The organism is Micromonospora lupini str. Lupac 08 (assembly GCF_000297395.2).
GTDB classification, from domain to species: domain Bacteria; phylum Actinomycetota; class Actinomycetes; order Mycobacteriales; family Micromonosporaceae; genus Micromonospora; species Micromonospora lupini.
The window spans coordinates 4,565,669-4,589,987 of the sequence record NZ_HF570108.1; the positions used below are offsets into that span (position 1 = coordinate 4,565,669).

General features: G+C 71.3%; 19 protein-coding genes and 1 pseudogene. 8 read left to right on the forward strand and 12 right to left on the reverse strand.

The features are described from left to right. Positions 1-104: 104 nt before the first annotated feature. Entirely contained in the window at positions 105-2,171 is a 2,067-nt protein-coding gene (locus tag MILUP08_RS21960; protein WP_007461673.1) for a PQQ-dependent sugar dehydrogenase, read from the reverse strand. 882 nt (positions 2,172-3,053) lie between these two features. Between MILUP08_RS21960 and MILUP08_RS21965 the strand changes: the two genes are divergently transcribed. Next, positions 3,054-4,100, forward strand: a complete 1,047-nt coding sequence (locus MILUP08_RS21965) for a polysaccharide deacetylase family protein (protein WP_007461678.1) — start codon at positions 3,054-3,056, stop codon at positions 4,098-4,100. A 113-nt stretch (positions 4,101-4,213) separates the two neighbouring features. Here MILUP08_RS21965 and MILUP08_RS21970 read toward each other — a convergent pair. The 3 genes and pseudogenes from MILUP08_RS21970 to MILUP08_RS21980 form a co-directional block, all read right to left on the reverse strand. Next, positions 4,214-4,998, reverse strand: a pseudogene (locus tag MILUP08_RS21970) (SigB/SigF/SigG family RNA polymerase sigma factor). 9 nt (positions 4,999-5,007) lie between these two features. Next, positions 5,008-5,514 carry an STAS domain-containing protein gene (locus tag MILUP08_RS21975; protein WP_007461683.1) on the reverse strand — a complete coding sequence of 169 codons (507 nt, stop codon included), beginning with the start codon at positions 5,512-5,514 and terminating at the stop codon, positions 5,008-5,010. Between the two features lie 114 nt (positions 5,515-5,628). Continuing rightward, the gene (locus MILUP08_RS21980; protein WP_007461685.1) at positions 5,629-6,375 is read right to left on the reverse strand and encodes a GAF and ANTAR domain-containing protein; all 747 of its coding nucleotides are present in this window, start codon (positions 6,373-6,375) and stop codon (positions 5,629-5,631) included. Between the two features lie 403 nt (positions 6,376-6,778). On the opposite strand from MILUP08_RS21980, the gene MILUP08_RS21985 reads away from it, so the two are divergent. Then, positions 6,779-7,978 carry a zinc-dependent alcohol dehydrogenase gene (locus MILUP08_RS21985; protein ID WP_007461687.1) on the forward strand — a complete coding sequence of 400 codons (1,200 nt, stop codon included), beginning with the start codon at positions 6,779-6,781 and terminating at the stop codon, positions 7,976-7,978. 58 nt (positions 7,979-8,036) lie between these two features. Here MILUP08_RS21985 and MILUP08_RS21990 read toward each other — a convergent pair whose 3' ends face one another. The 5 genes from MILUP08_RS21990 to MILUP08_RS22010 all read right to left on the reverse strand — a co-directional run bounded on the left by MILUP08_RS21990 (position 8,037) and on the right by MILUP08_RS22010 (position 14,281). Further along, positions 8,037-8,444 carry a four-helix bundle copper-binding protein gene (locus MILUP08_RS21990; RefSeq protein ID WP_007461689.1) on the reverse strand — a complete coding sequence of 136 codons (408 nt, stop codon included), beginning with the start codon at positions 8,442-8,444 and terminating at the stop codon, positions 8,037-8,039. A 93-nt stretch (positions 8,445-8,537) separates the two neighbouring features. Next, a complete protein-coding gene (locus tag MILUP08_RS21995; protein WP_039906435.1) occupies positions 8,538-9,242 on the reverse strand; it encodes a GAF and ANTAR domain-containing protein in 705 nt (234 codons plus the stop codon). A 241-nt stretch (positions 9,243-9,483) separates the two neighbouring features. Beyond that, on the reverse strand, positions 9,484-9,942 hold the full coding sequence (locus MILUP08_RS22000; RefSeq protein WP_007461694.1) for a hypothetical protein: 459 nt from the start codon (positions 9,940-9,942) through the stop codon (positions 9,484-9,486). Between the two features lie 3 nt (positions 9,943-9,945). After that, entirely contained in the window at positions 9,946-12,381 is a 2,436-nt protein-coding gene (locus MILUP08_RS22005; protein WP_007461696.1) for a molybdopterin oxidoreductase family protein, read from the reverse strand. 106 nt (positions 12,382-12,487) lie between these two features. Then, entirely contained in the window at positions 12,488-14,281 is a 1,794-nt protein-coding gene (locus MILUP08_RS22010; RefSeq protein ID WP_007461698.1) for a thiamine pyrophosphate-requiring protein, read from the reverse strand. 170 nt (positions 14,282-14,451) lie between these two features. Here MILUP08_RS22010 and MILUP08_RS22015 point away from each other — a divergent pair, with 170 nt between their 5' ends. Then, positions 14,452-14,856, forward strand: coding sequence for a hypothetical protein (locus MILUP08_RS22015; protein ID WP_007461700.1), 405 nt, complete (start codon positions 14,452-14,454; stop codon positions 14,854-14,856). Between the two features lie 83 nt (positions 14,857-14,939). Next, entirely contained in the window at positions 14,940-15,614 is a 675-nt protein-coding gene (locus MILUP08_RS22020; RefSeq protein ID WP_007461702.1) for a DUF6766 family protein, read from the forward strand. 10 nt (positions 15,615-15,624) lie between these two features. Here MILUP08_RS22020 and MILUP08_RS22025 read toward each other — a convergent pair whose 3' ends face one another. Continuing rightward, a complete protein-coding gene (locus MILUP08_RS22025; RefSeq protein WP_007461704.1) occupies positions 15,625-16,182 on the reverse strand; it encodes a hypothetical protein in 558 nt (185 codons plus the stop codon). 217 nt (positions 16,183-16,399) lie between these two features. On the opposite strand from MILUP08_RS22025, the gene MILUP08_RS22030 reads away from it, so the two are divergent. From MILUP08_RS22030 to MILUP08_RS22040, 3 genes are all read left to right on the forward strand, one after another. After that, positions 16,400-17,902 (forward strand): FAD-binding oxidoreductase, encoded by a 1,503-nt coding sequence (locus MILUP08_RS22030; protein WP_007461706.1) that lies wholly within the window; start codon positions 16,400-16,402, stop codon positions 17,900-17,902. A 165-nt stretch (positions 17,903-18,067) separates the two neighbouring features. After that, entirely contained in the window at positions 18,068-20,125 is a 2,058-nt protein-coding gene (locus MILUP08_RS22035) for a copper resistance CopC family protein (protein WP_007461707.1), read from the forward strand. A gap of 126 nt (positions 20,126-20,251) precedes the next feature. Further along, positions 20,252-20,623, forward strand: a complete 372-nt coding sequence (locus MILUP08_RS22040) for an ArsR/SmtB family transcription factor (protein ID WP_007461709.1) — start codon at positions 20,252-20,254, stop codon at positions 20,621-20,623. Between the two features lie 34 nt (positions 20,624-20,657). Here MILUP08_RS22040 and MILUP08_RS22045 read toward each other — a convergent pair whose 3' ends face one another. Both MILUP08_RS22045 and MILUP08_RS22050 read right to left on the reverse strand, forming a co-directional pair. Beyond that, on the reverse strand, positions 20,658-21,476 hold the full coding sequence (locus tag MILUP08_RS22045; RefSeq protein WP_007461711.1) for an SAM-dependent methyltransferase: 819 nt from the start codon (positions 21,474-21,476) through the stop codon (positions 20,658-20,660). Positions 21,477-21,552: 76 nt separating this feature from the next. Next, positions 21,553-22,566: a PaaX family transcriptional regulator gene (locus MILUP08_RS22050; protein ID WP_007461713.1), complete on the reverse strand. Its 1,014-nt coding sequence runs from the start codon at positions 22,564-22,566 to the stop codon at positions 21,553-21,555. Between the two features lie 278 nt (positions 22,567-22,844). On the opposite strand from MILUP08_RS22050, the gene MILUP08_RS22055 reads away from it, so the two are divergent. Next, the gene (locus MILUP08_RS22055) at positions 22,845-24,221 is read left to right on the forward strand and encodes an extracellular catalytic domain type 1 short-chain-length polyhydroxyalkanoate depolymerase (RefSeq protein WP_007461719.1); all 1,377 of its coding nucleotides are present in this window, start codon (positions 22,845-22,847) and stop codon (positions 24,219-24,221) included. Positions 24,222-24,319: the final 98 nt, after the last annotated feature.

A 24,319-nucleotide genomic window follows, 5' to 3' on the forward strand; every position in this document is an offset into this window, starting at 1 on the left:
CGCTCGCCGAACCTCAGAGGTGCGCACACCGCGGCGGCGCGTCGCCGCCGCGCCGGAGTCCGCCGACGGCCACCGGATCGTCCCGGTGGCCGTCGGCGAAGGCCCTAGTTGCCGAGGGTGACGTGCAGGACGCGTTCGTTGCTGTTGTTCGGGGTGCTGTCCTTGTCGCCGGTGGTGGTCGTGGTGAGCCACAGTCCCCCGTCGGGCGCCGGCTCGACCGTCCGCAGCCGGCCGTACGTGCCACTGAAGTACGTCTGCACGTTCGTCAGGCTGCTGCCGCTGATCACGGCGCGGTACATCCGCGTACCGCGGGCGCAGGCGACGTAGAGCGCGTCGCGCACGATCGCGATGCCGGAGCAGGAGCCCTCGGCGGTCGGGTAGGTGCGCGCCGGTGCGATGTAGCCGGCGGTGCCGCAGGTGCCGCTGGTGCCCTCGCAGGCCGGCCAACCGTAGTTGCCGCCGCGCGTGATCAGGTTGGTCTCGTCCATGATCGAGTTGCCGAACTCCTGCTCCCACAGGCGGCCCTGCGAGTCGAACGCGAGCCCCTGCGGGTTGCGGTGACCGTAGCTCCACACGTAGTTGCCGAACGGGTTGTCCGACGGGACGCTGCCGTCCGGGTTGAGGCGCAGGACCTTGCCCTCCAGGGTGGAGCGGTCCTGGGCGTAGGCGCCGTTCTGCGCGTCGCCGGTGCTGGCGTACAGCTTGCCGTCCGGGCCGAATCGCAGGCGACCGCCGTCGTGGAACTTGTTGCGCCGGATCCCGCTGAGCAGGACCTGCTCGCTGGACGTGGTGAGCCGGTCGTTCTCCATCTTGATCCGCACGATCCGGTTGTCGCTGGGCGACGTGTGCATGATGTAGAGCCACCGGTCGCTGGCGAAGCTCGACGAGATCGCGAGCCCCAGCAGGCCACCCTCACCGTCGGTGCTCTGCACGTTCGGCACGGTGCCCACGGTGGTCTTCGCCCCCGTGGTGGGGTTGAGGTGGATGATGTCGTGCGCGTCGCGGCGGTTGTACAGGACGGTGCCGTCCGGCAGCGTCACCAGGCCCCACGGGATGTCGGTGTCGGTGGTGACCTGTCGCACCGTGCACACCGGGTTGGCGCAGCCGGCGCCGGTGCTCACCGCGACGGCGCTGCTGCGCGCCGAGGTGTTGTCCTGCCCGTCACGGGCGACGACCTGGTACTGGTACGTGGTGTTCGCCGCCAGGCCGCTGTCGGTGAAGGTGGTGGCCGGCGGGGCGCCCGTGACGGCGCCGATCTTCACGCCACCGCGGTAGACGTCGTACGCCCGGACTCCGACGTTGTCGCTGGACGCGGCCCAGCGCAGGGTCACAGTCGTCCCCGACGCGGTGCCCGTGAGCTGCGTCGGCGTGCTCGGCGCCACGGTGTCGGCCTGACACTGCGGCGGCGTGATCGTCACGGTGGAGCTGGCCTGCGACACGTTCCCGGCGGCGTCACGCGCGTTGACGTACAGGCCCCAACTCGCTCCCGGGACGACGGTGAGGCCGGTGGACAGGGTGCTGCCGCTCACCGAGGTCATGAGCTGGCCGTCGTGGTAGATGTCGTAGTACGCCACCGCGACGTTGTCGGTCGAGGCGTTCCACGCGAACGTCACCGAGTTGCAGGTCAACCCGCTCACCCGAGGGCTGCCGGGCGGCGTGGGCGGCTGACTGTCGGTGCTGCCGAACGACGACGTCCAGCGCTGGTTGGCCTGCCCGTTGCACGTCCAGAGGCCGACAGTCGTGCCGTTGGCGGTGCCTCCGCCGCTGACGTCCAGGCAGAGGCCGGACTGGACACCGACGATGCTCCCGTCGGCGTTGATCCGCCAGCGCTGGTTGGCGCCGCCGGTGCAGCCGTAGACCTCTAGCGCGGCCGGCGCGGTGGTGTCCTGACCGACCACGTCGAGGCACATCGTCGCGTCGTACACCCGCAGTTCGCCGGCCGTGGTGAACGTCCATGCCTGGTTGGCCTGGCCGACGCAGTCGTAGATGTTGATGCCGGCGCCGGGTGTCCGCGAGTTGCCCACCACGTCCAGGCACCGGCCGGACGCCGCACCGACGACTGTCGACGGGCCCGCCGCCGACGCCGGCACGCCGACAGTCACCGCCAGCAGCACCGCCACGGCGAGCGCCGACAACAGCCGTCGTGGTCTGACTCGGGCGAGGTTTCGCATCAGTCCTCCAGGGGTCGGGGCATCGGACGGCCCGACCCCACGCCGGACGACGCAGCGTCCGACCGGACCGACGAGGAAGCAACATCGACCATCAAAGATTGAGTCGCGGCACATGTCAACGATCTCACTCCATCAAGGACAAAACCGATCAACGGGGCCGGCGTAGGCATACCGTCCGAGTGCAGAGCAGGACGCGCCGTGGCCATGGTGATCCGCCCCGCCGGCCGGACCGCCGTGCGGGGCGGTCCGGTCGGCGGTCGGCTCGCCCTGCGGGAGACCGTCGGCCAGGAGTCCGGCCGCCTGCCGTCGCCGCCCGGCAGGCCAGGTCGCCGCGAGCGACCCACATCGACACCCGTCCCGGTCTGTCGATGGCGAAAGTATTGGGATGACTGCGGCAAACTGTCAACGTTTACCGGAAGGGTTGCGAAGGCACTTCCGGCTGTCGATCCCCTGCAGATCCTGTTGGCCCTGGTCACGGCCGTGCCCGGTCGTTCGGCGACCGGGTCTTCGACGACACCGTTCGCCGGCCGGGCGAATCCACACCGATAATTTCGGAAGATTTCCGGATCATGGCGTAACGGCGCGCCCGGATCGGAGGGCGGCCGCTCCTGTCGCGGGGCCACCGGAGCGTCATCGCGGGAGCATCCTGGCTGCTCCGGGTCCGGTCGGGTCGCGAGGGCGACGACCGATGACCAGCGGCGGGTGTTCCGGAAATTGTTGACGCGTCGGAATTCTCGCTGTAATACTCCGATCCATTCCGATCGATGCGATCTCCGCTTCCAGCGGGTTCGGTCGATCTCCCCACCCACCACCCACACGTCCGGACCGGACCGGCTGCCCTCGCACACCGGGACGCGTCCGGGCGAGTAAGAAGGAGCACAGATGAGCACTGTCTCCGCTGGCACGCCCGTACGGTCGAGGCGACTCCGTGCGGTGCTGTCCATCCTCGCCACCGCCGTCGCGACGTGCGGCGTCGTCGTCGTGGCCACCGCGACACCGTCGAGTGCCGCGACCTGCAACGGCTACGTCGGCCTCACCTTCGACGACGGTCCGACCGGCAGCACCAGCGCGCTGCTGAACGTGCTGCGTGCCAACGGCGTACGGGCCACGATGTTCAACATTGGGCAGAACGCGCAGAACAACAGGTCGGCCGCGCAGGCACAGGTGGCCGCCGGCATGTGGGTCGGCAACCACAGCTGGAGCCACGCCCACATGACGTCGATGAGTCAGTCGCAGATGCAGTCCGACCTGTCCCAGACGAGTTCGGCGATCCAGTCGGCGACCGGCAGCCGGCCGCAGCTGTTCCGGCCCCCGTACGGCGAGACGAACTCGACCCTCCAGTCGGTCGCCTCGTCGCTCGGGATGCGGCAGGTGATCTGGGATGTCGACTCGCAGGACTGGAACGGCGCGAGCGTCAGCCAGATCGTGTCGAACGCCAGTCGTCTCCAGGCCGGCCAGGTCATCCTCATGCACGACGGGATCCAGAACACCCGGGACGCCATCGGCCAGATCGTGGCCAATCTGACCAGCCGCAACCTCTGCCCCGGCATGATCTCGCCGTCCACCGGTCGCGCGGTCGCACCCGACGGCGCGACCCCGCCACCCACCGGCACGACTCCACCGCCCACCGGCACGACCCCGCCACCGTCCGGCGGCAGCTGCACCGCGACGGCGACGACGCCGAACGTCTGGGGTGACCGGTACAACACCTCGGTCACCGTCAGCGGCGCCAGCACCTGGGCCGTGGTCATCGCCCTCACCGCGCCGCAGAAGGTCTCCACCATCTGGAACGGCACCGCCACCTGGGACAGCAGCGGCAACGTCATGACGGTACGTCCCAACGGCAACGGCAACACGTTCGGCTTCACCACGATGTTCAACGGCAACAGCAGCGCTCGACCGCAGATCCGCTCCTGTACGGCCGGCTGACACCGCGGCCGGTCCTGCGTGGCGTCGGCCCGGGCGTCACGCAGGACCGGAGCAGGTCTCCGACACCCCCGCGACGGGGAGCGGACGGGCCGGCACGGGAGGCCGGCGACCGCCTACGCCGTCAGGTGGGGGCGCAGCTTCGCGAGCGCCTTGGACAGGGTGCGGCTGACGTGCATCTGGGAGATGCCGGTGCGCGCGGCGATCTGTGTCTGGGTGAGGTTGCCGTAGAAGCGAGACTGACGACCTTCTGTTCGCGTTCGGTGAGGGCGGCGAGCGCCGGGCCGAGCGCGAGGTGCAGTTCCACCCGCTCGTACTCGTCGTCGAGCTGGCCGAGGGTGTCGCCCAGTTCGGTGTCCTGGTTGACGGCGGTCGGGGTGGACAGTGAGACCGCGTGGTAGGCACGGGCACCTTCCAGGGCCTCCAGCACCTCCTCCTCGCTGATGTCCAACTCGACGGCGAGTTCGGCCACCGTCGGCGACCGTTCGAGCCGGTGGGTGAGGAACTGCGTGGCGCGGGTCAGCGCGCTGCGGCGTTCCTGCACCCTGCGTGGGACCCGAAGCGCCCAGGTGCGATCACGGAAGTGTCGTTTGATCTCGCCGGTGATGGTGGGGACCGCGTAGCCGACGAAGTCGATCCCAAAGCCGGGGTCGAACCGGTCCACCGCGTTGATGAGCCCGATGGTCGCCGTCTGGACCAGATCGTCGAGCGGCTCACCCCTGCCGTGGTAGCGCAGGGCGAGGTTGCGGGCCAGCGGCAGGAAGGCCCGGATCACCTCCGTGCGGAGTTCCTGACGCCGTGCCGTGTCGACCTCGGTGCGGACGTACTCGGCCAGCAGTGCGGCGGCGTCCTCGTCGGCGGCCTGCCTGACCTGTTCGCCACGTGTCGGCGCAACATCCATGATCACGATTCACTCGATCCTTCGAAAGATGTCGGACAGCCCTGCCTGCGCGGCCGGCCGGTCCGGCGCCTCCGCGGGTCCGTCGAGAGTGGCAAACAGGTGCTCCACCTGGGTGATCCGCAGTACACGCCTGGTGATGCCGGCGGCACCTCGGATCGAGAAGCGGGAGCCGCCCCGCTTCGCCCGGTCGCCGGCCAGGAGAAGGACGTGCACCCCCGCGGCGCTGAAGAAGTCGACAGCGGCGAGATCGCAACAGACGTCGGGGTGGCTGTCCAGGGCGTTGTTGAGCGCCGCCCCCAGCAGCGGGGCGGTATCCATGTCGACATAGCCCGCCGGGGCGACGACCAACCGGTCGGCGGAGAAGGCGGCCGACGAGTTGGTGGGTTCGGCGTAGCGAGCCACGGAGAAGGGCCGTTCCGGGACCGCCGGGCCCCAGAAACCACCTCGGTGGCGACGAGCGGACCGGGTCGGTGTCACCTGCGGAGGCTGGGTCGCCGTCTCTACGCGGTCGGTCATGGGCACACGCCTCCTGTTGGAGATCCTTAACAGGGCGGGCGCGTGACTTGACCCAATGACACCGTAATAAGGATTTCCGCTGGCCGCCAGTCGACTCGTCCGCATGACGCACATTCACGGCAGGTGGCCGGAAACACCACGGTCGCGTTTCGGGTTCGCGGGACGGGCGGCCCGTTCCACAAGCGCGGCGGCCACGTCGCGCAGCTTCCGGTTGGAGTCCTGGGAGACCTTGGCGAGGATGGCGAAGGCCTCGTCGGCGGTGCATCGGCGCTCGCCCATGATGATGCCCTTCGCCTGTTCGATGACGGCCCGGCTCTGCATCGCCGACTGCATCTGCGCGGCCAGGGTGACGGTGCTGTCGTACAGGTGCGCGTTGGCCAGGGCGATGGAGGCGTACCCGGCGAAGGTCTGAGCGAGGGTGAGCGCGTCGTCGTCGAAGGCGGCGGGCTTGTCACCGTAGATGTTCAGCGCGCCGAGGACCGACTCCCGGATCGGCAGGCCGATCGACAGTGAGCTGCCGACCCCGGCCAGGACGGCTCGGGGCGCCCAGCTCGGCCATCGTTCCTCCGAGGCCATGTCCGGCACGGACACGACGACGGACTCCCTCGCCGCGTCCAGGCACGGGCCCTGGTCGTACTCGTACTGCAGCTCGTCGAGTCGTAGCGCCATCTCGCCACTGAACGCGGCGGTATGCGCCCCCTCCCGCCGCATCAGCGTCACCGACACCTCCTCGGCGCCGGGAATCGTCCGCTGCGCGAGCTCGGACACCCGGGTCAGCACTCCGGACAGGTCGGTCTCGCCGAGCTTGATCCGGCCAAGCTCGAAGAACGCCTCGGCGGGATCAACCGGTCGCTGTGCCATGACGTCAAGATCCCTCGGAGCCCGGGGCGCATACCGGTTGCGAGGTGGCGTCGGCAGCGCGCGTGGTGATGGCGCACCGTGGACACGGGGCGCCACGCCGAACTCGTCGGTCGAGCCCGGCCGCGCCGCTGCTGGACGCTTACTCGCCGACGCACCGGGCGTCGGCTGCCTGATCACTATACGACGCCGCCCGGCGCGGCCCGGAACGCGCAGGTGGATCGGCTTGCGGGGCGGGGGCGCGCCGGCGCCGGCCGAGCGCCCGACGGCCTTGGTCCGAACGTGGACGTCCATCGTGGAGTGGTGACGGCACGGTCGACACCGGCACCGGCGGTCGGGCACACGCGGTTTCGTCGAGCGCAGGTGGGTACGTGATCGGTGCAGCAAGCCGACGAAGGGACATCCGATGAGGGCCGTCACGTGGCACGGCGTCGGGGACATCCGGTTCTCCGACGTGCCCGATCCGAAGATCCAGGATCCGACCGACGCGATCGTGAAGATCACCACCAGCGCGATCTGCGGCACCGACCTGCACATGATCCGGGGCACCATGCCCGGCCTGCGCCCCGGCGTCGTCCTCGGCCACGAGGCCGTCGGCGAGGTCGTCGAGGTGGGGCCCGGCGTCCGCAACCTCTCCCCCGGCGACCGGGTCATCGTGCCGTCGACCATCGCCTGCGGCTACTGCTCGTACTGCCGTGCCGGGTACTTCGCCCAGTGCGACAACGCCAACCCCGGTGGCAAGCGCGCCGGCACCGCGTTCTTCGGCGGACCCGAGGCCGCCGGTGGGTTCGACGGCCTGCAGGCCGAGTACGCCCGGGTGCCCTACGCCAACGTCGGCCTGGTGCCGATCCCCGACGAGGTCCCCGACGAGCAGGCGATCATGCTGTCGGACATCTGGCCCACCGCCTGGTTCGGCGCCCGCCTCGCCGACGTCCGCCCCGGCGAGACCGTCGCCGTGTTCGGCGCGGGACCGGTCGGCCAGCTCGCCGTCCTGTCGGCGTACCTGCAGGGCGCCGGACGGGTCATCGCCGTGGACGGGCTGGAGGACCGGCTCGCCATGGCCCGCGCCCAGCACGCCGAGGTGGTGAACGTCAACGCCGAGGACCCGGTGCAGACCATCGTCGAGATGACCGGCGGCATCGGCGTCGACAAGGTCATCGACGCCGTGGGCGTGGACGCCGAACGTCCCGCCGAGGGCCCCGCCACCGAGCAGACCGACGACCAGGCGCAGCAGCTCGACAGCGAGGTCAAGCAGGTCGCCCCGGAGACCGACCCGGCGTGGGCACCGGGTGACGCGCCGAGCCTCGCCGCGCGGTGGGCCGTGCAGGCGGTGGCGAAGGCGGGCACGCTCGGCGTGATCGGCGTCTACCCGCAGACCGTCACGACCTGGCCGTTCGGCGAGGCCATGATGAAGAACCTGACGGTCCGCAGCGGCAACTGCCACCACCGCCGGTACATCCCGGAGCTGCTGCAACTGGTCACCAACGGCACCGTCGACCCGGCGCGGCTGTTGACGAAGCACGAACCCATCGGTGACGTGCTGGAGGCGTACCGCCAGTTCCAGGACCGCGACCCGGGCTGGCTGAAGGTCGCCCTCACGGTCTGAGCCACCGACCACGCCGCGCGGCGCCGGACCTCTCGGGGTCCGGCGCCGCGGGCCGTTCTCAGCTCATGGTGGCCAGCAGGTCCCGGCAGGCTCGCTCGCAGGCGCGGCACGCGTCGGCGCAGACCCGGCAGTGCTCGTGCATGTCGGCGTGCCGGGCGCACTCGTCCCCGCACGACAGGCACGCGGTGGCGCACGCCTCCAGCAGGCTCCGGGTCAGGTTCGCGTCGTAGCCGGTGTGCCGGGACAGCACCCGTGCCGTGGTCGTGCAGATGTCGGCGCAGTCCAGGTCCGTGCGTATGCACTTGGTCAGGTCGGCGACCATGTCCTCACTGAGGCAGGCGTCGGCGCACGCGGTGCAGGCCTGGGCGCAGTCGTTGAGGGCGTCGATCGTCGCCGCCAGCTTCGCGCGGTCCAGGTTGATCGATTGTGGGTACGTCTCCAGCATCGGCATCGTGGTGCTCGGCATCCGGAAGGTCCCTTCTCTCGGTTGCCTGGGCCCTACCCGAGAAGTCCCGATAAACACCTGTTATCGGTCGCTGACGCCCTTCACCACACCCCCTCAGGAACGAACCTGCGCCTCGGCCGCCCGGTCGACCAGGGCCTGGGCCACGTCGCGCACCGTACGGTTGGAGTCCTGCGACGCCCTCGCGAGGACAGTGAACGCCTCGGCGGGTGTGCACCGTCGCTCTGCCATCACGATGCCCTTGGCCTGCTCGATGACCGCGCGACTGGTCATCGCGTCCCGCATCTGCCGGGCGAGGGTCGCGGTGCTGTCGTAGAGCTGCGCGTTGGCCAGGGCGACCGCCGCGTACGCCGCGAACGTCTCCAGGATCACCACCGTGTCGTCGTCGAAGGCGTGCGGGGTGCGGGCGTAGACGTTGAGCGCGCCGACGACGGCTTCCTGGATCGGCAGGCCGATCGACACCGAGCTGCCGACTCCTGCCCGCACTCCCGCTGCGGCCCAGTCCGGCCACCGATCCTCGGCATGGAGGTCGGGTACGGGCAGGATGTGGCCGCTCGCGGCGGCGTCCAGGCACGGGCCGCGTCCCTGGGCGTACTGCCGCTCGTCCAGGTCCCGGGCCAGTTCGTCGGTGAACGCCGCGGTATGCCCGACGCCGTTGCGGGCCAGCGTGACCGACACCTCAACCGGAATGGGCAGGACGCGCTTGGCGAGTTCGGCGACGCGTTGCAGGACATCGTCGAGACCGACCTCGCCGAGATTGATGCGGCCGAGTTCAGTGAAGGCGTCGGTAGGGTCCGACATCGGATGGGTCACTACGGCAGGTCCTCACGGCGGGTGCGCGCCCCTGCGACACAGCAACAGACCGGCAGACGCGCGAATGGCAGCTCGCCTGGGCGGGCCGCTGCACGACGCCCGCCGTGGCGGAGCCGGGACCCACGCCGCTTCTTGACGCCGGTTCGCCACGCCGAGACCTCGAACGTGGGCTACAGGTCTCCGACCATACTCGCCCGGCCCGCCGAGCGCCCCTGGGGCGGCGAGCCGATCAGTCCGCCACGACCAGCGCCTGCGGCGCGGCGGCCTTCATTCGCGTCCGCAGCCACGTGAGCTGCATGGCGGTCTCGCCCTCGCAGTCGCGCACCACCGCGAGCAGGTCCTCGTCACGGACGCCGTAGGCGGCCTGGCCCACGACGGTCCAGGTGATGTCGCACTCGGCCGCCATCAGGTAGAGATCCTGCAGATCACGGAGCAGCCCGATGCCGCCGGTGCGGGTGCCGGTGAACAACTGCGAGTGCAGCCGGTCGGGTTCGGCGGGCGCGTCCTCGGAGTAGCGGGCGGCGAACGGGCGCAGGCGTTCGGCGTACGCGGCACAGCGCTTCGCCTGCTGATGGCAGAGGTGGTGGACGTCGGGTTCCTCGGCGTGCGCGTCGCCGACCTGCCGGAACGCCTCGGCGAGGTTGACCTGGGCGCGGTGCAGCAGGCCGAGATAGTGGGCGAGGTGCACGGCTCACTCCTTCCCGCTGGTGGCCTCGGCGGCCGGTCCGCCGACGGTCGCGGGCACACCGGCGTCCGCCGGCGGCGCGCTGCCGCCGATCGTCGGCGCCGGCGAGGGTACGCCCCGCCCGTCGGCCAGTTTCGTCACCGCGACGGCGGCCACCTTGAAGAGGGGCTGCTTGGAGACCGGGTCCCAGGCGGTGATGGTCAGCTCGTTCGCCGCCCGCGGGGTCCGGTCGGCGGGGTCCTGGTCGAAGTAGCCGTAGTGGAACGGTAGGAACACCACGCCGGGGCGGATGCCGCAGAGCCGGGCGCGGGCCTGGATGCCGCCGCGCGCCGAGGAGACGCCGACCAGGTCGCCCTCGGCGATGCCGAGCCGCTCCGCGTCGGCCGGGTTGAGTTCCACCCACACGTCCGGCGCCGCCCGGTCGAGCTGCGGGGCGCGGCCGGTCTTCGTGCGGGTGTGGAACTGGTAGACGGTACGACCCGTGGTGAGCAGCATCGGGTGGTCCTCGTCGGGCACCTCGGGCGAGGGCTGGTAGTCGACGCTGTGCAGGAAGGCCCGCCCGTTCGGTTCCTTGGCCCGGTACTCGGGCTCGGTGAACTCCGCGCCGGTGGCGAGGTCCTGGCCGTACGTCTCGCAGTAGTCCGGGTCGGTGTGGAACACCCCGTCGGTGTAGAGCCGTTCGGTGCCGTCCGGGTGCTCCTCGGTGCAGGGCCACTGGATGCCGGATCCGCCGCGCAGCCTGGCGTAGGTGATGCCTGTGTAGTCGCACGGCCGGCCGCGCGAGCACTCCTTCCACGCCTCGAACACCTCCTCCGGGCCGGTCCACCGGATCAGCGGCTGCCCGTCGCGGTCGCGGAAGTCCATCCGGCGCGCGTAGTCGAGGAAGATGTCCAGGTCGGGTTTCGCCTCGCCGGGCGGGTCGACGGCCTTGTCGGAGATGTGCACCGTCCGGTCGACGCTTGTGAACGTGCCGGTCTTCTCGCCCCAGGTGGCGCCCGGCAGCACCACGTCGGCCAGTTCGGCGGTCTCGGTCAGGAACAGGTCCTGCACCACCACGAACAGGTCCGGCTTGGCGAGGATCCGGCGGATCCGGGCCAGGTCCGGCAACGACACCGCCGGGTTGGTGGCGCTGATCCACAGCAGTTTGATCGAACCCTGCTCGGCGTACCGGAAGATCTGCATGGCGTGCGTCGGCGGCGCCCAGTGCGGGATGGTGTCGACCTCGACGTTCCACAGCCGGGCCAGCTCCTCGATGTGGCTGGTGTTCGCCCAGTTGCGCAGGCCGGGCAGGTCGCCGTCGGCGCCGGTCTCGCGGGTGTTCTGCGCGGTCGGCTGGCCGTTCATCTGGTAGATCCCGGCGCCGGGGCGGCCGATCATGCCCCGGACCAGGTGCAGGTTGTTGACGGCGCAGGCGGCGGCGGTGGCCTGGTTCGACTGGTAGAAGCCCTGCAACACGGTCGACAACAGCCGCTGTGACGTGCCGAGCAACTCGGCGGCGCGTTCCACGTCGGCGGCCGGCACGTCGCAGATGTCGGCGACCCGCTGCGGTGGGTAGCCGTCGACGATCCGGCACAACTCCTCGAAACCCATGGTGTGCGCGTCGACGTAGTCGCGGTCGTACCAGCCACGCCGGATGATCTCCCGGAGCAGGCCGTTCACCAGCGCGATGTTGGTGCCGTTGCGCACGGCCAGATGCAGGTCGGCCTCCCGGGCGACCGGGGTGGCCCGAGGGTCCACGGCCAGCATCGCCGGCGGGTTCGGTCCGCGCCGCCGGTCCAGCATCCGCATCCACAGCACCGTCTGCGTCTCGGCGACGTTGTGGCCCCACAGCGCGATCGCGTCGCAGTGGTCCACGTCGGTGTACGACCCGGGCTGCCCGTCCGTGCCGAAGCTCGCCTTCATCGCCGCCGCCGCCGTCGCCGTGCACAGCCGGGTGTTGCCGTCCATGTGCGGCGTGCCCAGGCCGGCCTTGCCGATCACGCCAAGCGCGTAGTACTCCTCCAGGAACAGCTGGCCCGAGGTGTAGAAGCCGAAGCGTCCCCACCCGCCCGGCCCGTCGAGGAGGTCCCGCGAGCGGGCCACGATCCGGCCCATGGCGGTGTCCCAGTCCGACTCGACGAGACGGTCACCGTCGCGGACCAACGGTCGGGTCAGCCGGTCCGGGCTGTTGTTGGCCTGCCAGCCGTACAGGTCCTTGGGGTCGAGCCGGCCCCGGTTGATCCGGTCCACCGCCCGACCCCGTACGCCGACGATCCGCCCGTCGGCGACCCCGATGTCCATGGCGTCGCCGTTGGAGTGCAGCACCGACGCCGACTGCACCCACCGGTCCACGTCGACGTCGGTACGCCCGTCGGCCAGATAGCGGTCCACCCGCACCGGCCACTCGTCCCCCGGCCCGTACGGCGTCCGTTCACCCCACGGCTCGGCGATCCGATCAACCACGACGCGCTCCCTCCGACGACTCCCCCGGTGCCACCCACCGCAGCGGACCCGGGGCCGAACTCAGGAGATATGTCCCCCCGATTCCGATCCGCACACCTGCCGACCGTCACCTCGGGTCGTCGAAACCCTCGGTGGCTCGTTCGCGGCGCAGGTGCGCCAGCGCCCGGCGACCGAGGTCGGTGTCCTCCCGGCCGAGCGCCTCGTACATGCTGGCGACCTTCTCGTACGGCTGCGCGGGCGGCAGCAACGGGATCGCCGGGTCCACCACCGCCTCGACAAGCGTCGGCCGGTCCGCCGACAGCGCGCGGTCCCAGGCCTCGTCCACCTCCCCCGGGGTGGTGACCCGGACGCCGTGCAGACCCAGCAGCTCCGCCCAGCGGGCGTACGGGGCGTCGGGCAGGCGCTGCGAGTCGACGAAACGCGGATCGCCCTCCATCTCCCGCTGCTCCCAGCTCACCTCGGCCAGGTCGCGGTTGTGCAGCACCAGCACCACGAACCGCGGGTCCGCCCAGTCCCGCCACCGGTGCGCGACGGTGAGCAGCTCGGCCAGCCCGTTCATCTGCATCGCGCCGTCCCCGGCGAGGGCCACCACCGGGCGCTGCGGCGCGGCGAGTTTCGCGGCCAGCCCGTACGGCAGCGCCGAACCCATCGACGCCAGCGTGCTGGACAGGTGCGCGTCGACGCCGACGGGCAGGCGCAGGTGCCGGGCGTACCAGTAGACGACCGACCCGACGTCCACCGACACCTGGGCGTCGCCGGGCAGCCGGTCGGTGAGGGCGTGCAGGACGTACTGCGGATTGAGCGGCTCGACCTCGGCGGTGGCCCGGCGGCGGGCGATGTCCCGCCAGCGCGTCACCTCGCCCTCGATCGTTTGCCGCCAGCTCCGGTCGGTACGCGGCGTGAGCAGCGGCAGCAGCGCCCGGATGGTCTCGGCGGCGTCGCCGAGCAGCGGCACCTCCACCGGGTAGCGCATGCCCAGCCGCCGGCCGTCGATGTCGATCTGCACCGCTCGGGCCTGCCCCGGCGCCGGGTAGAACTCCGACCAGGGGTCGTTGCTGCCGACGATGAGCAGGGTGTCGCACCCGCTCATCAGTGCGCTGCTGGCGGTGCTGCCCAGATGGCCCATCACTCCGGTGTGGAACGGCAACGACTCGTCCAGCACCGGCTTGCCCAGCAGCGAGGCGGTCACTCCCGCGCCGAGCGCCTCGGCCAGCTCGACCACCTCGCCGGCGGCGGCGCGGGCGCCCTGCCCCACCAGGATCGCCACCCGCTGCCCGGCGTCGAGCAGATCGGCGGCGGCCCGCAGGTCGTCCGGGCGGGGCCGCAGCTCCGGCACCGGCAGCCCGGGGTTGGTCACCATGATTCCGTGCTGGTGCGCGTCGAGATCCGGGGCCGGCGCGGTCTGCACGTCGTGCGGCAGGATGACGCAGGTCGGGCTGCGGGTCGCCAGGGCGGTACGGATCGCCCGGTCCAGCAGCATCGGCAACTGCTCCGGGGTGTACGCGGTCTGCACGAACTGCGCGCACACGTCGCCGTACAGCCGGACCAGGTCGATCTCCTGCTGGTAGCCGCTGCCCAGCACCGAGGTCACCTGCTGGCCGACCAGGGCGAGCACCGGCTGGGAATCCAGCCGCGCGTCGTAGAGGCCGTTGAGCAGATGCACCGCCCCCGGCCCCTGCGTCGACAGGCACACCCCCAGGCCGCCGGTGTACTTCGCGTGGCCGCAGGCCATGAAAGCGGCCGTCTCCTCGTGACGGGCCTGCACGAACTCGGGCCGGCCGGCCCGACGCAACGCCCCCATCACCCCGTCGATGCCATCACCTGAGTAGCCGAAGACACGGTCCACACCCCAGTCGGCCAACCGGGCCACCACCAGGTCCGACACCGTCGCATCCGCCATCGCCGTCTCCTCGCCTCGCCGCTGTCCACCTGGGGCGGTACCCCGATCCGCAGCGTCAAACCAGGCAGACGGCGCCGATCCGGGTCCATCGGGTCGCTCACCGCCTCCGGCGTACGCGCCGGTGATCCAATCCGGATTGAAGAACATCGGGCCGGGGGATACTGCCGTACATGAGAGTCGCGGTTGCTCCAGTGGGCACGGTCCTGGCCGTGCTGGCCCTGACCGGGTGCGGCGCGGTGACCGACCGCGCCGACGCGGCAGGCGACGTCGCCGTACGGATGCTGAGCGCCGTGGCGGAGAAGGACGGTGCCGGCGCCTGTGCCCTGCTGGCGCCCGACAGCGCCGCGGAGATCGAGCAGTCCGCCGACCAGCCGTGCGCCGAGGCGATCCTGGAGGAGGACCTCCCCGCGCCCGGCACGGTGTCGGCAAGCGACGTGTACGGCCAGTGGGCGCAGGTCCGGGTCGGCGGAGACACCGTCTTCCTCGCCGTGTTCCCCGGCGGCTGGCGCGTGGTCGCCGCCGGTTGCCACTCGCGCGGGGAGCGACCCTACGACTGTGCCATCCAGGGAGGCTGAGCGATGCGACTCCAGTTCGTCCTGCTGCTGCTCGTGGTCGCCGCCGGAATCGTCTACTTCTCCGCGCTGGGGGTGCTGCACCGGTGAGGAGGTTCCTCCGCGACAACTCGCTCGGGCTGGTCTTCGGCCTGCTGTTCCTCGCCGCGCTCGTCGGACAGGCGTTCGCCGGGCACGCCGACTTCAATCAGCAGCAGCTCACCGAGGGCCTGCAACCGGTGTCGTTCGGCCGGTACGTCACGTCGGCGAGCTTCGCCGTCGACGTCACCGAGAACTGGCAGTCGGAGTACCTGCAGTTCTTCCTCTACATCTTCCTGACCGTGTGGCTCCTGCAGAGAGGCTCACCGGAGTCCAAGGAGCTCGACAAGGCAGGCCGCGAATCCGACCAGGACCAACTGGTCGGCGCGCACGCCACCGACACGTCACCGGCGTGGGCACGCGTCGGTGGCCTGCGGCAGGCGCTGTTCTCCCACTCGTTGGGCCTGGTCATGGGGGCGATCTTCCTGCTGTCCTGGCTCTCCCAGTCCATCACCGGGGTTGCCGCGTACAACGAACAGCAGCTCGGCAACCTCCAGGATCCGGTGTCGTGGGGTCAATACCTGCGCCAACCCGACTTCTGGAACCGCACCCTGCAGAACTGGCAGTCGGAACTGCTGGCCGTCACGTCGATGGTGGTGCTGTCGATCTACCTGCGGCAGCGCGGATCCTCGCAGTCGAAGCCGGTCGGCGCCGCGCACACCGCCACCGGCGTGGAAGGCTGAACCGCCGGCCCTAACCGTTCCGACCGTGCCGTGCCGGCACGGCGTGGGAGGCTCGGCGCGGCAGTGGCCCGACGTCGGATCGACGGCCGGGGCGCATCGCCGCGTGCCGCTGGCCCGGCCCGGCGCCGTCACGGGCGGCGAGGGCGTCCGCGACCGCCCCGGTGACGAATCCGTAGATCGACTTGTGCAGGACGTCGACCGCGAGTTCGCCGCGCGGCCAGGTCTGCGGCGGCGCCCCCACACCTGTGGCGTTCTCCAGAATCTGGTCGTTCGTCAACCGCACCACCGTGAACATCCCCGACGCCAGTGGGCCCCGCAGACCCGCCTGCGCCATGACGCTGCGCAGCACACCGAGGACCGCACCCTGGCCGTAGTGCATCGTCAGGTTCCGCCATCGTGGCTGACGCGTCGGTGCCTCCGGCATGCCGCTGAGCCGCGCCAGCACGCGCGCGGGCACGTGGGAGTCGGGCCGCCCGGTCAGCCGCTGCTCCACCTTCTCCGCCGCGGTCATCACGGCCGCCCCGGCCAGTCCGGCCACCAGTCCCTGCCACATCGCTCGCTTCAGCATGACGACCCCCCTACCCCCCGACGGGACGTCCACACGTGGGCGGCAGTGACCCAGGCCCCGGTCGATGGCCGGCCGGCCGCCCTGATCACTCGACCGGGTTTTCGGACAAAAAGGCTCATCTCCGAATAACTCTCCCGTAATACCGTGAGTTGCGTGCCACCGCACCAGAGTCACTCTGGTCGATCGCTGGCGTAACCCACATCGAGAGGATCGGACCATGCGCGACCTATCTCGTCGCGAAGTACTCAAGGCGACGGCGGCCGTCGGCGCGGGGGCCGCGGTTTTCCCCGGCATCGTGGCCGCCGGCACCCCCGGGCTCGCGGCCGACGGCGGCCCGGGTCCCTCCTCCACCGCGGAGTCCCCGCCGGCGGAGCTGACCGGGCGCATCGTCCGCCCCCAGGATCCCGGGTACGCGAACGCGAGCCTCGGCTGGGACGAGCTGTTCGTCCGCTACCCGCTGGTCATCGTCTTCGCGCAGAACACCCAGGACGTGGTCAACGCCCTGACCTGGGCGCGGCAGAACGACGTCGCGCTGCGGGTGCGCAGCGGCCGGCACAGCCTCGAGGGCTGGTCGAACGTCGACAACGGCATCGTGATCGACGTGAGCGAGCTGAAGTCGACACACATCGACTACGCGAGCCGTACCGCACGGGTGGGCGCCGGGCTCAACCAACTGGAGGCGGTCACCGCGCTCGGCGAGCACGACCTCGCGGTGACGACCGGAACGGAGGGAAGCGTGGGCCTGTCCGGCGCGACCCTCGGCGGTGGTCTCGGGTTCCTCACCCGCTACCTCGGCATGGCCTGCGACAGCCTGATCGGGGCGGAGATCGTCGTCGCGTGGGGCAGCAACGGCGCGAAGGCCATCGAGGTGGACCTGCACAACCACGAGGACCTGCTCTGGGCCCTGCGCGGCGCGGGCAACGGCAACTTCGGGATCGTCACCTCGCTCACCTACCGGGCGACGCCGCTGCGCAGCGTCGCCTACGTCCAGGCGACCTGGGACAACCTCGGCGACCTGGAGGAGATCTTCGACACCTGGCAGCGCATCGCTCCGTTCACCGACTACCGCCTGGGGACCCAGGTCGAGATCCACAAGTCCGCGATCCTGCTGTTCGCGGTGCTCGCCGACGGTCCGGAGGCGGAGGCGAGGGAGCTGCTGGAGCCGATCCTCTCGATCGGCAACCCCGAGGTCACCGTCCAGACCGGAGGTTGGGGCGAGATCTACAACGGCTTCCAGATCCCGACCGAGGACGAGCCGGCGAACTGGAAATTCTTCTCGCAGTTCTCCAACCAGCCGTTCCCGAAGAAGGCGATAGGCGTGGTCCGCGCCTTCATGGAGGACGCGCCCACGGACGACAGCAACTTCTTCCTCCAGGCGTTCGGCCGGGGGAAGCAGGCGCACGAACCCCGCGGCGGCTCCGCGTTCCCGCACCGCGACGCGCTCTTCTACTCCGAGCCCGGCGTCGGCTGGGGCACGCGCGGGGAGCCGGACAGCGGCGACGCCCTCACCCCGGTCGCCCAGACCTGGATCGCCGAGTTCAGCCAGGCCCTGCGTCCGTACGTCGACGGCGCCTACGTCAACGTGCCGAACATCGGGATGGCGGAGTGGGAGTCTGCCTACTGGGGGTCGAACTTCTACCGACTGCGCAAGATCAAGGCGAAGTACGACCCGCACAACGTCTTCCAGTACGAGCAGAGCATTCCACCCGCGACCTGCTGAGTGACGGCCCCGGGCCACGCGTGGGCGTGGTCCGGGGCCGAGGTCGCGCGGCGACGATCGTGGCCTCTCGCCGCGTCGGACGGTCGGCGCGGCACCACCTTTCGCCGTCCGTGAAAAAAGATCAGCTCCTTGTGAAGAAAGCCTCACCCCGGTGAGGATATTCAGATGCGTCGCCTCCCTCAGAGTTTCGGCCGGCCGGTCGCGGGCCTGCTCGCGCTCGCCCTCGCCACGGCGGTCAGCCTCCTCGCGTCCGCTCAGCCCGCCGCAGCTCACGGGACGCTCGCGATGTCCACCCCCGAGAGCGGCGCCACCGTGCGGGGCCCGCTGACGTCGGTGGCGCTGTACTTCACCGAGAAGGTCGGCGCCAACGCGTACTTCACTGTCACCGCGCCGAACGGCGTCCGGGTCGACAACGGCTGGACGTACGGGGAGCCGAAGGCGCTGACCAAGCCGGTGCGGGAGTACTTCCTGGTCGACGGCCAGTTCCAGCCACGCGAGTACACGACGGGGTTTCCGGCGGTGGTGTCGGTCGCGCACCTGCCGGCGGCCGGCCAGTACTCGGTGAGCTACCTGTCGGTGGCCTCCGACGGGGACGCGGTGCGCGGCACGATGACGTTCCGCTACACGGGCCGGGCGACGAAGGCGCCGCAGGGTTGGCAACCGCCGACCCAGCAGCCCGACCCCGCGCTTCTCGCCGCCATCGACCAGCACGCGTCCTCGGGGCAGGAGCCGGTGGCCTCGGCGGCGCCCGCCGGAGCGCCGAGCACTTCGCAGGCGGCCCCCGCCACGCGCGCGGATGAGGAGAGCGGCCCGGGGGCGGTGGTCTGGATCGGCGGGGCGGTCGCCGTCCTGGCGGCGGTGGCGGGGTTCGTCGTCTGGCGTCGTCGCACGTCCCCCGCCGGTGGACCGCCGGGTCGGGCCCGCGCGTCGAAGCCTCCGACCGGCCGGGGTGGTCGCGTCGCACCCTCGGCACGCAAGCCCGCCGGCAGGAACGCGGCGACCACCGGCAGGAACGCGGCGACCTCCGGCAGGAGCGCGGCGGCCACCAGCAGCCGCGCGGCCGGTGGCACCGGTTCCGGCGGCCGGCAGCGAGGCGCCACCGTACCCGCGGCGCGCGGCAGCGGCGCGCTCGCCGACGCCCGGAGTTCCGTCGCGGTCGAGGCCGCGCCACGGTCGACGCCGGCCGCGCAGGCCCTGGCCACACCGGAGAACGCGGCGCCCGCCGAGCTGTCGCGGCCCGACACGCAGGACACCACAGTGGTACGCGGGCCCCGGCTGACCAACACCCACCTGGCCCTGCTCGTCGGCGGGTTGGTGGTGGCTCTGCTGGCCGGCTTCGGGCTCGCCCGCATCGGCACCGGCGACGCGACGCCGACCGGTGACGCCCGCCGGCCCGCGGCCCCGGGCGGGGTACCGGCCGGCTCCGGGGAGGCACTGTCGGCCGGGAACGGGCACGACCACGCGCCCGGGACCGGGCCGCACTCGCATCCGGGGGACGTCGGCGCGGGTGAAACGCTGGCGGCCGGGACGACTGTCAGCGCGGGCGGCTACACGTTGCAGCCCCTGGAGCGGACCCAGCCGCCCGGCGTACGCGCGGACTACCGGTTCCGGATCGTCGGGACCGACCGGCAGCCGGCGACGCGTTTCGCCGTCGTGCACGAGAAGCCGTTGCACCTGATCGTGGTGGGTCGCGACCTGGCCGGCTACCAGCACCTGCACCCGACGATGGCGCCCGACGGCACCTGGAGCGTCCCCCTGTCCCTGGCCCGCCCCGGCGGTTACCGCGTCTTCGCCGACTTCTCCGTCGCCGCTCCCGACGGTCGGCAGGTGCCCCTCGTGCTGGGCGTCGACCACCACGTGCCGGGCGCGTACGCCCCGGCCGCGCTGCCACCGGCCCAGGCGCAGGCGACGGCCGGGCCGTTCACGGTGACGATGACCGGGACGCCCACGGCCGGCGTGACGGCGCCGGTGCGATTCCAGCTCACGCGCACCGACGCCGCCGGGCCGGCCCAGCCGCAGCGGTACCTCGGCGCGTACGGGCACCTGGTCGTCGTGCGGGAGGGTGACCTCGGGTACGTGCACGTCCACCCGGAGCAGGAGCTCGTCGACGGCGCGGTCGCGTTCTGGCTGACCGTCCCCAGCTCCGGTCGGTACCGGGCGTTCTTCGACTTCCAGGTCGACGGGAAGGTCCACACCGCCGAGTACACGATCAACCTGCCCTGAGACCGCTCTCCCGGGAACAGTTCGGCCGCACGTGAGCCGCCCCGAGCCGCTGGTGTTGCGGAGAGCACATCATCGGCTCGGGGATTTGTCCGGTTCCGCTGCTCTATTCCCCAGGTAGGTGGAACGATGGCTGTCGTGGGAACTGCCGAGACTGCCATGCCTGCCATCTCACCGCTCGCCGGTGAGCCGATCAAACGCGCGGATGCCGAGCGGCTCGCGGGGGTGCTGAAGGCGTTCGCCGATCCGGCCCGACTGCGACTGCTCAGCCTGATCCAGGCCGCCCCGGAGGGCGAGGCCTCGGTCACCGACCTCACCGCGCCGCTCAACCTCTCTCAGCCGACCGTGAGTCATCACCTGCGGATTCTCACCGAGGCCGGTCTGATCGAGCGCGAGAAGCGCGGCGTCTGGGCGTATTACCGCATCGTGCCGTCGGCGATCGCGGCGATCGCCGACCTGCTGACGCCGCCGCGCAAACGGCCGACGAAGAAGACCCGCTGAGCGACAGTCGCACCGGCTTCGGTGGCGGTCGTCGTCACCGGACCCGGGCGACGGCGGCGTTGAACGACACGTCCTGCACGGACGGCCGCGGCTGCGGCGCGTCGTCGGCATGCCACCGTGCCACCGACACGATGCCGGGCTCGACGAGCTCCAACCCGTCGAGGAGCGCCGCGAACTGCTCGGTGCTCCGGGCCTGGAACCGGCCGTCGCGGTTGTTGGCCTCAAGCTGGGCGGTGACGGCGGGCGGCAGGTATTCCCAGGTCACGTGCGAGGCGACCACGTAGCTGCCGGACGGCAGCGCCGCGATGAGCCGATCGAGGATTCCCCTGGGGTCCTCGTCGTCGCGGATGAAGTGCAGGATTGCCACCAGCATCAGCGCGACGGGCTGGGTCAGGTCCAGTGTCGTACGCAGATCGGGGTGGGCGAGGATCTTTTCGGGCTCCCGCAGGTCGGCGTCGAGGTAGGCCGTCCGCCCCTGCGGGGTGCTGGACAACAGCGCGCGGGCGTGGGCCAGGACGATCGGGTCGTTGTCGACGTAGACCACCCGTGCCGACGGGTCGATGGCCTGGGCGACCTCGTGGGTGTTGTCGGCGGTCGGGATGCCGGTCCCGATGTCCAGGAACTGCCGGACGCCGTGCTGCGCCAGGAAGCGCACCGCGCGTTGCAGGAACATCCGGTTCTCCACCGCGGAGAGCCGGATGGTGGGCATCGCGGCCGCGAGCGCGTCACCGGACTCCCGATCGGCGGCGAAGTTGTCCTTGCCACCCAGGAGGTAGTTGTACCTGCGGGCCGGGTGCGCGACGGAGGTGTCGATCCGGTCGGCCGCCGAGAAGTTGGCACCATGTAACGTCATTCGACCTCCCAGCGCTGCACGTTCTCCACAAGGTACACACCTCGCCGCCGGTGGGCAGACCCCCGCCGGCCCCCGTTCAGGTCGCGCAGCTCTCGACCGTCGCCGACGCGCCGTCCCGCTCCGGAGCCGGTTCCGCATCGCGTACGCCGGCCAGGAGATCGGCTGTGGTGTGCGCCTGGATGTCGGGCTGCGCGCCGTCGGCGAACCGCGCGACGACCGACCGGACGTGTCGCGCTGCGGGTTCGGCGAGGCCGTCGTAGACGGCCTCGAACAGCTCCCGGGCCGGCTGTCGGAGCCACCCGGCCGGCAGCAGGTCCAGCGGCAACCGGGGGTCGAGGGTGGGGAACCGCCGGAAGGTGTCCATCACCTCGGTACGCGCCCGTACCGCCGCCGCGCCGTCGACGCCCCCGGATCGCAGGCTCGGCACCAGGGGCGTCCACCGCCGCAGGAACTCCTCGTAGTGCCGACCGATCGCCTCGATGTCCCAGGCGTCGATGGGAGCGCGCTGGCCGATCACGTCGAGCGCGGCCTGCGGCCCGCGAAACACCGTGACGGCGCCGAGGGTGAACCGGGCGAGCTGTGCCCTGCCCTGCGCGCTCAGTTCGTACGGCGAGATCCACAGCCCGTCGTACAACGGCGCGTACCCGAGCCAGCGGAGCTGGCCACGCAGGGCCCGCCGCTGGGTGCTGCGATCCTGCGGCAGGGAGAAGGCGACGATCGTCCAGCATCCGTCCCACGCCGCGACGTCGGTGGTGGCGGCCAGGATCCAGCGGCCTCCGCCGGACAGGTTCGCGGCGGCGGCGCGGCTGATCCGGTAGGAGCTGCGCCGCCCCTCCCGGCTGCCCTCCAGCACACCGCGACGGGCCAGGCGGCTGATCGCGGCACGCGCGCCGGCCGTGCTCACCCCGGACTCGGCGAGCAGCGCGACGAGGGCGGCGGACGGGATCCGCGCGCGGTGCCGCAGGGTGTAGTCGGCCAGCAGGGTCACCGCGAGATCCTGCGGCGAGCTGCCGGCCTGTCGCCGGGGCAGCCGGGGCGCGTCGTCCCCGTCGTCGGGATAGATCTCCTCGATGGTGAAGGGGCTTGCCACGGGCGCTCCCGGCTCGGCTCAGGGACGGTCCACCGACTGTAGACGGACAGCCGGGCCGCCGGACCCGTCGCGGCGGCCACCACCACCCAGGCAATTGAGGTACGTCGATTGACACTTCGGCGACCGCGAGTAACACTATCTGCTGAACGACGCCGTACGGAGCCGGACAAGGGCGAGCACACGTAGTGGGCGAGGCGCGATCACCACGGGAGTCGGGCGCACCCGTGACCGCCGCGCGACCACACGAACCCGCACAGGTGATCGAAGGAGTCGTCCCCGTGAAGATCCGAAGGAAACTGCTGCTGCTCGGCCTGGCCACGTCGCTGGCGGCGGCCGCCCTGGTGGCACCCACGCTCCAGCCCGCGTACGCCGCGTCGCTCACCGAGGTGACCGCCTTCGGCGACAACCCGGGCCGGATGCGCATGCACGTCTACGTGCCCGACACCCGCCCGACCCGGCCCGCGGTGGTGGTGGCCATGCACGGCTGCGGAGGGTCGGGCCCCGGCTTCTACTCCGGCAGCGAGTTCGCCGCCCAGGCCGACCGGTACGGATTCATCGTGATCTACCCGAGCGCGACCCAGCAGGCCGGATTCGGCAACTGCTTCGACACCTGGTCGGATGCCGCCAAGCGCCGCGGCGGCGGCAGCGACCCCGTGTCGATCATCTCGATGGTCCGCTACGCGCAGCAGCAGTACGGCGCCGACCCCGACCGGGTGTACGCCACCGGCAGCTCGTCCGGCGGCATGATGACCAACCACATGCTGGCCCTCTACCCCGACGTGTTCAAGGCCGGCGCGGCGTTCATGGGAGTCCCCTACAACTGCTTCGCCAACGCGGCGGACTACCCACCCACGAGCAGCCAGTGCACCGGCGGGAACATGAACCGGACCCCGCAGCAGTGGGGTGACGCGGTCCGTCAGGCCTATCCCGGCTACTCCGGCCCCCGCCCGCGCGTGCAGTTGTGGCACGGCACCAGCGACACCCTCGTGCCGTACTCGCTGCTGCAGGAGACGATCGAGCAGTGGACAAACGTGTTCGGGCTCAGCCAGACACCCACCTCCACCGACACGCCGCAGACCAACTGGAACCGGCGGCGGTACGCCGACGCCAACGGGACCGTCCAGGTCGAGGCGTACAGCATCCAGGGCGCCGGGCACAGCCTGCCCGCCGGCGGCATGGCCGCCGCCGCCGTCGCCTTCTTCGGCCTGACCGCGCCGCCCGCGACCTCCAGCCCGACCACGACACCCAGCCCGACCACGACACCCACGCCGACCACGACACCCAGCCCGACCGTGACACCCAGCCCGACCGTGACGCCCACGCCGCCGCCGGGGTCCGGCGCGTGCCGGGTGAGCGCCGCCGCCAACGCCTGGAACACCGGCCTGACCGAGAACCTCACCATCACCAACACCGGTACCGGCGCCGTCAACGGCTGGTCGCTCGTCTTCACCCTGCCGGGTGGGCAGAGCATCACCTCGGGCTGGAACGCCTCCTACTCCCCCACGTCCGGGCAGGTGACGGCAAGGAACGTCGCCTACAACGCCGGCATTGGACCGAACGGATCGGTCACCATCGGCTTCCAGGCCACGCACACCGGCGACACCGCCCGGCCGAGTTCGTTCACCCTCAACGGGGCGGCCTGCACGATCGCCTGACCGCGACCGGCCCCGGACAGCAACCCGCCCGAGGGCCGGACGAGATCGAGCCGGCCTCGTCGCGCGGCGACGACGAGGCCGGCTCCGGCCGGGCGGCC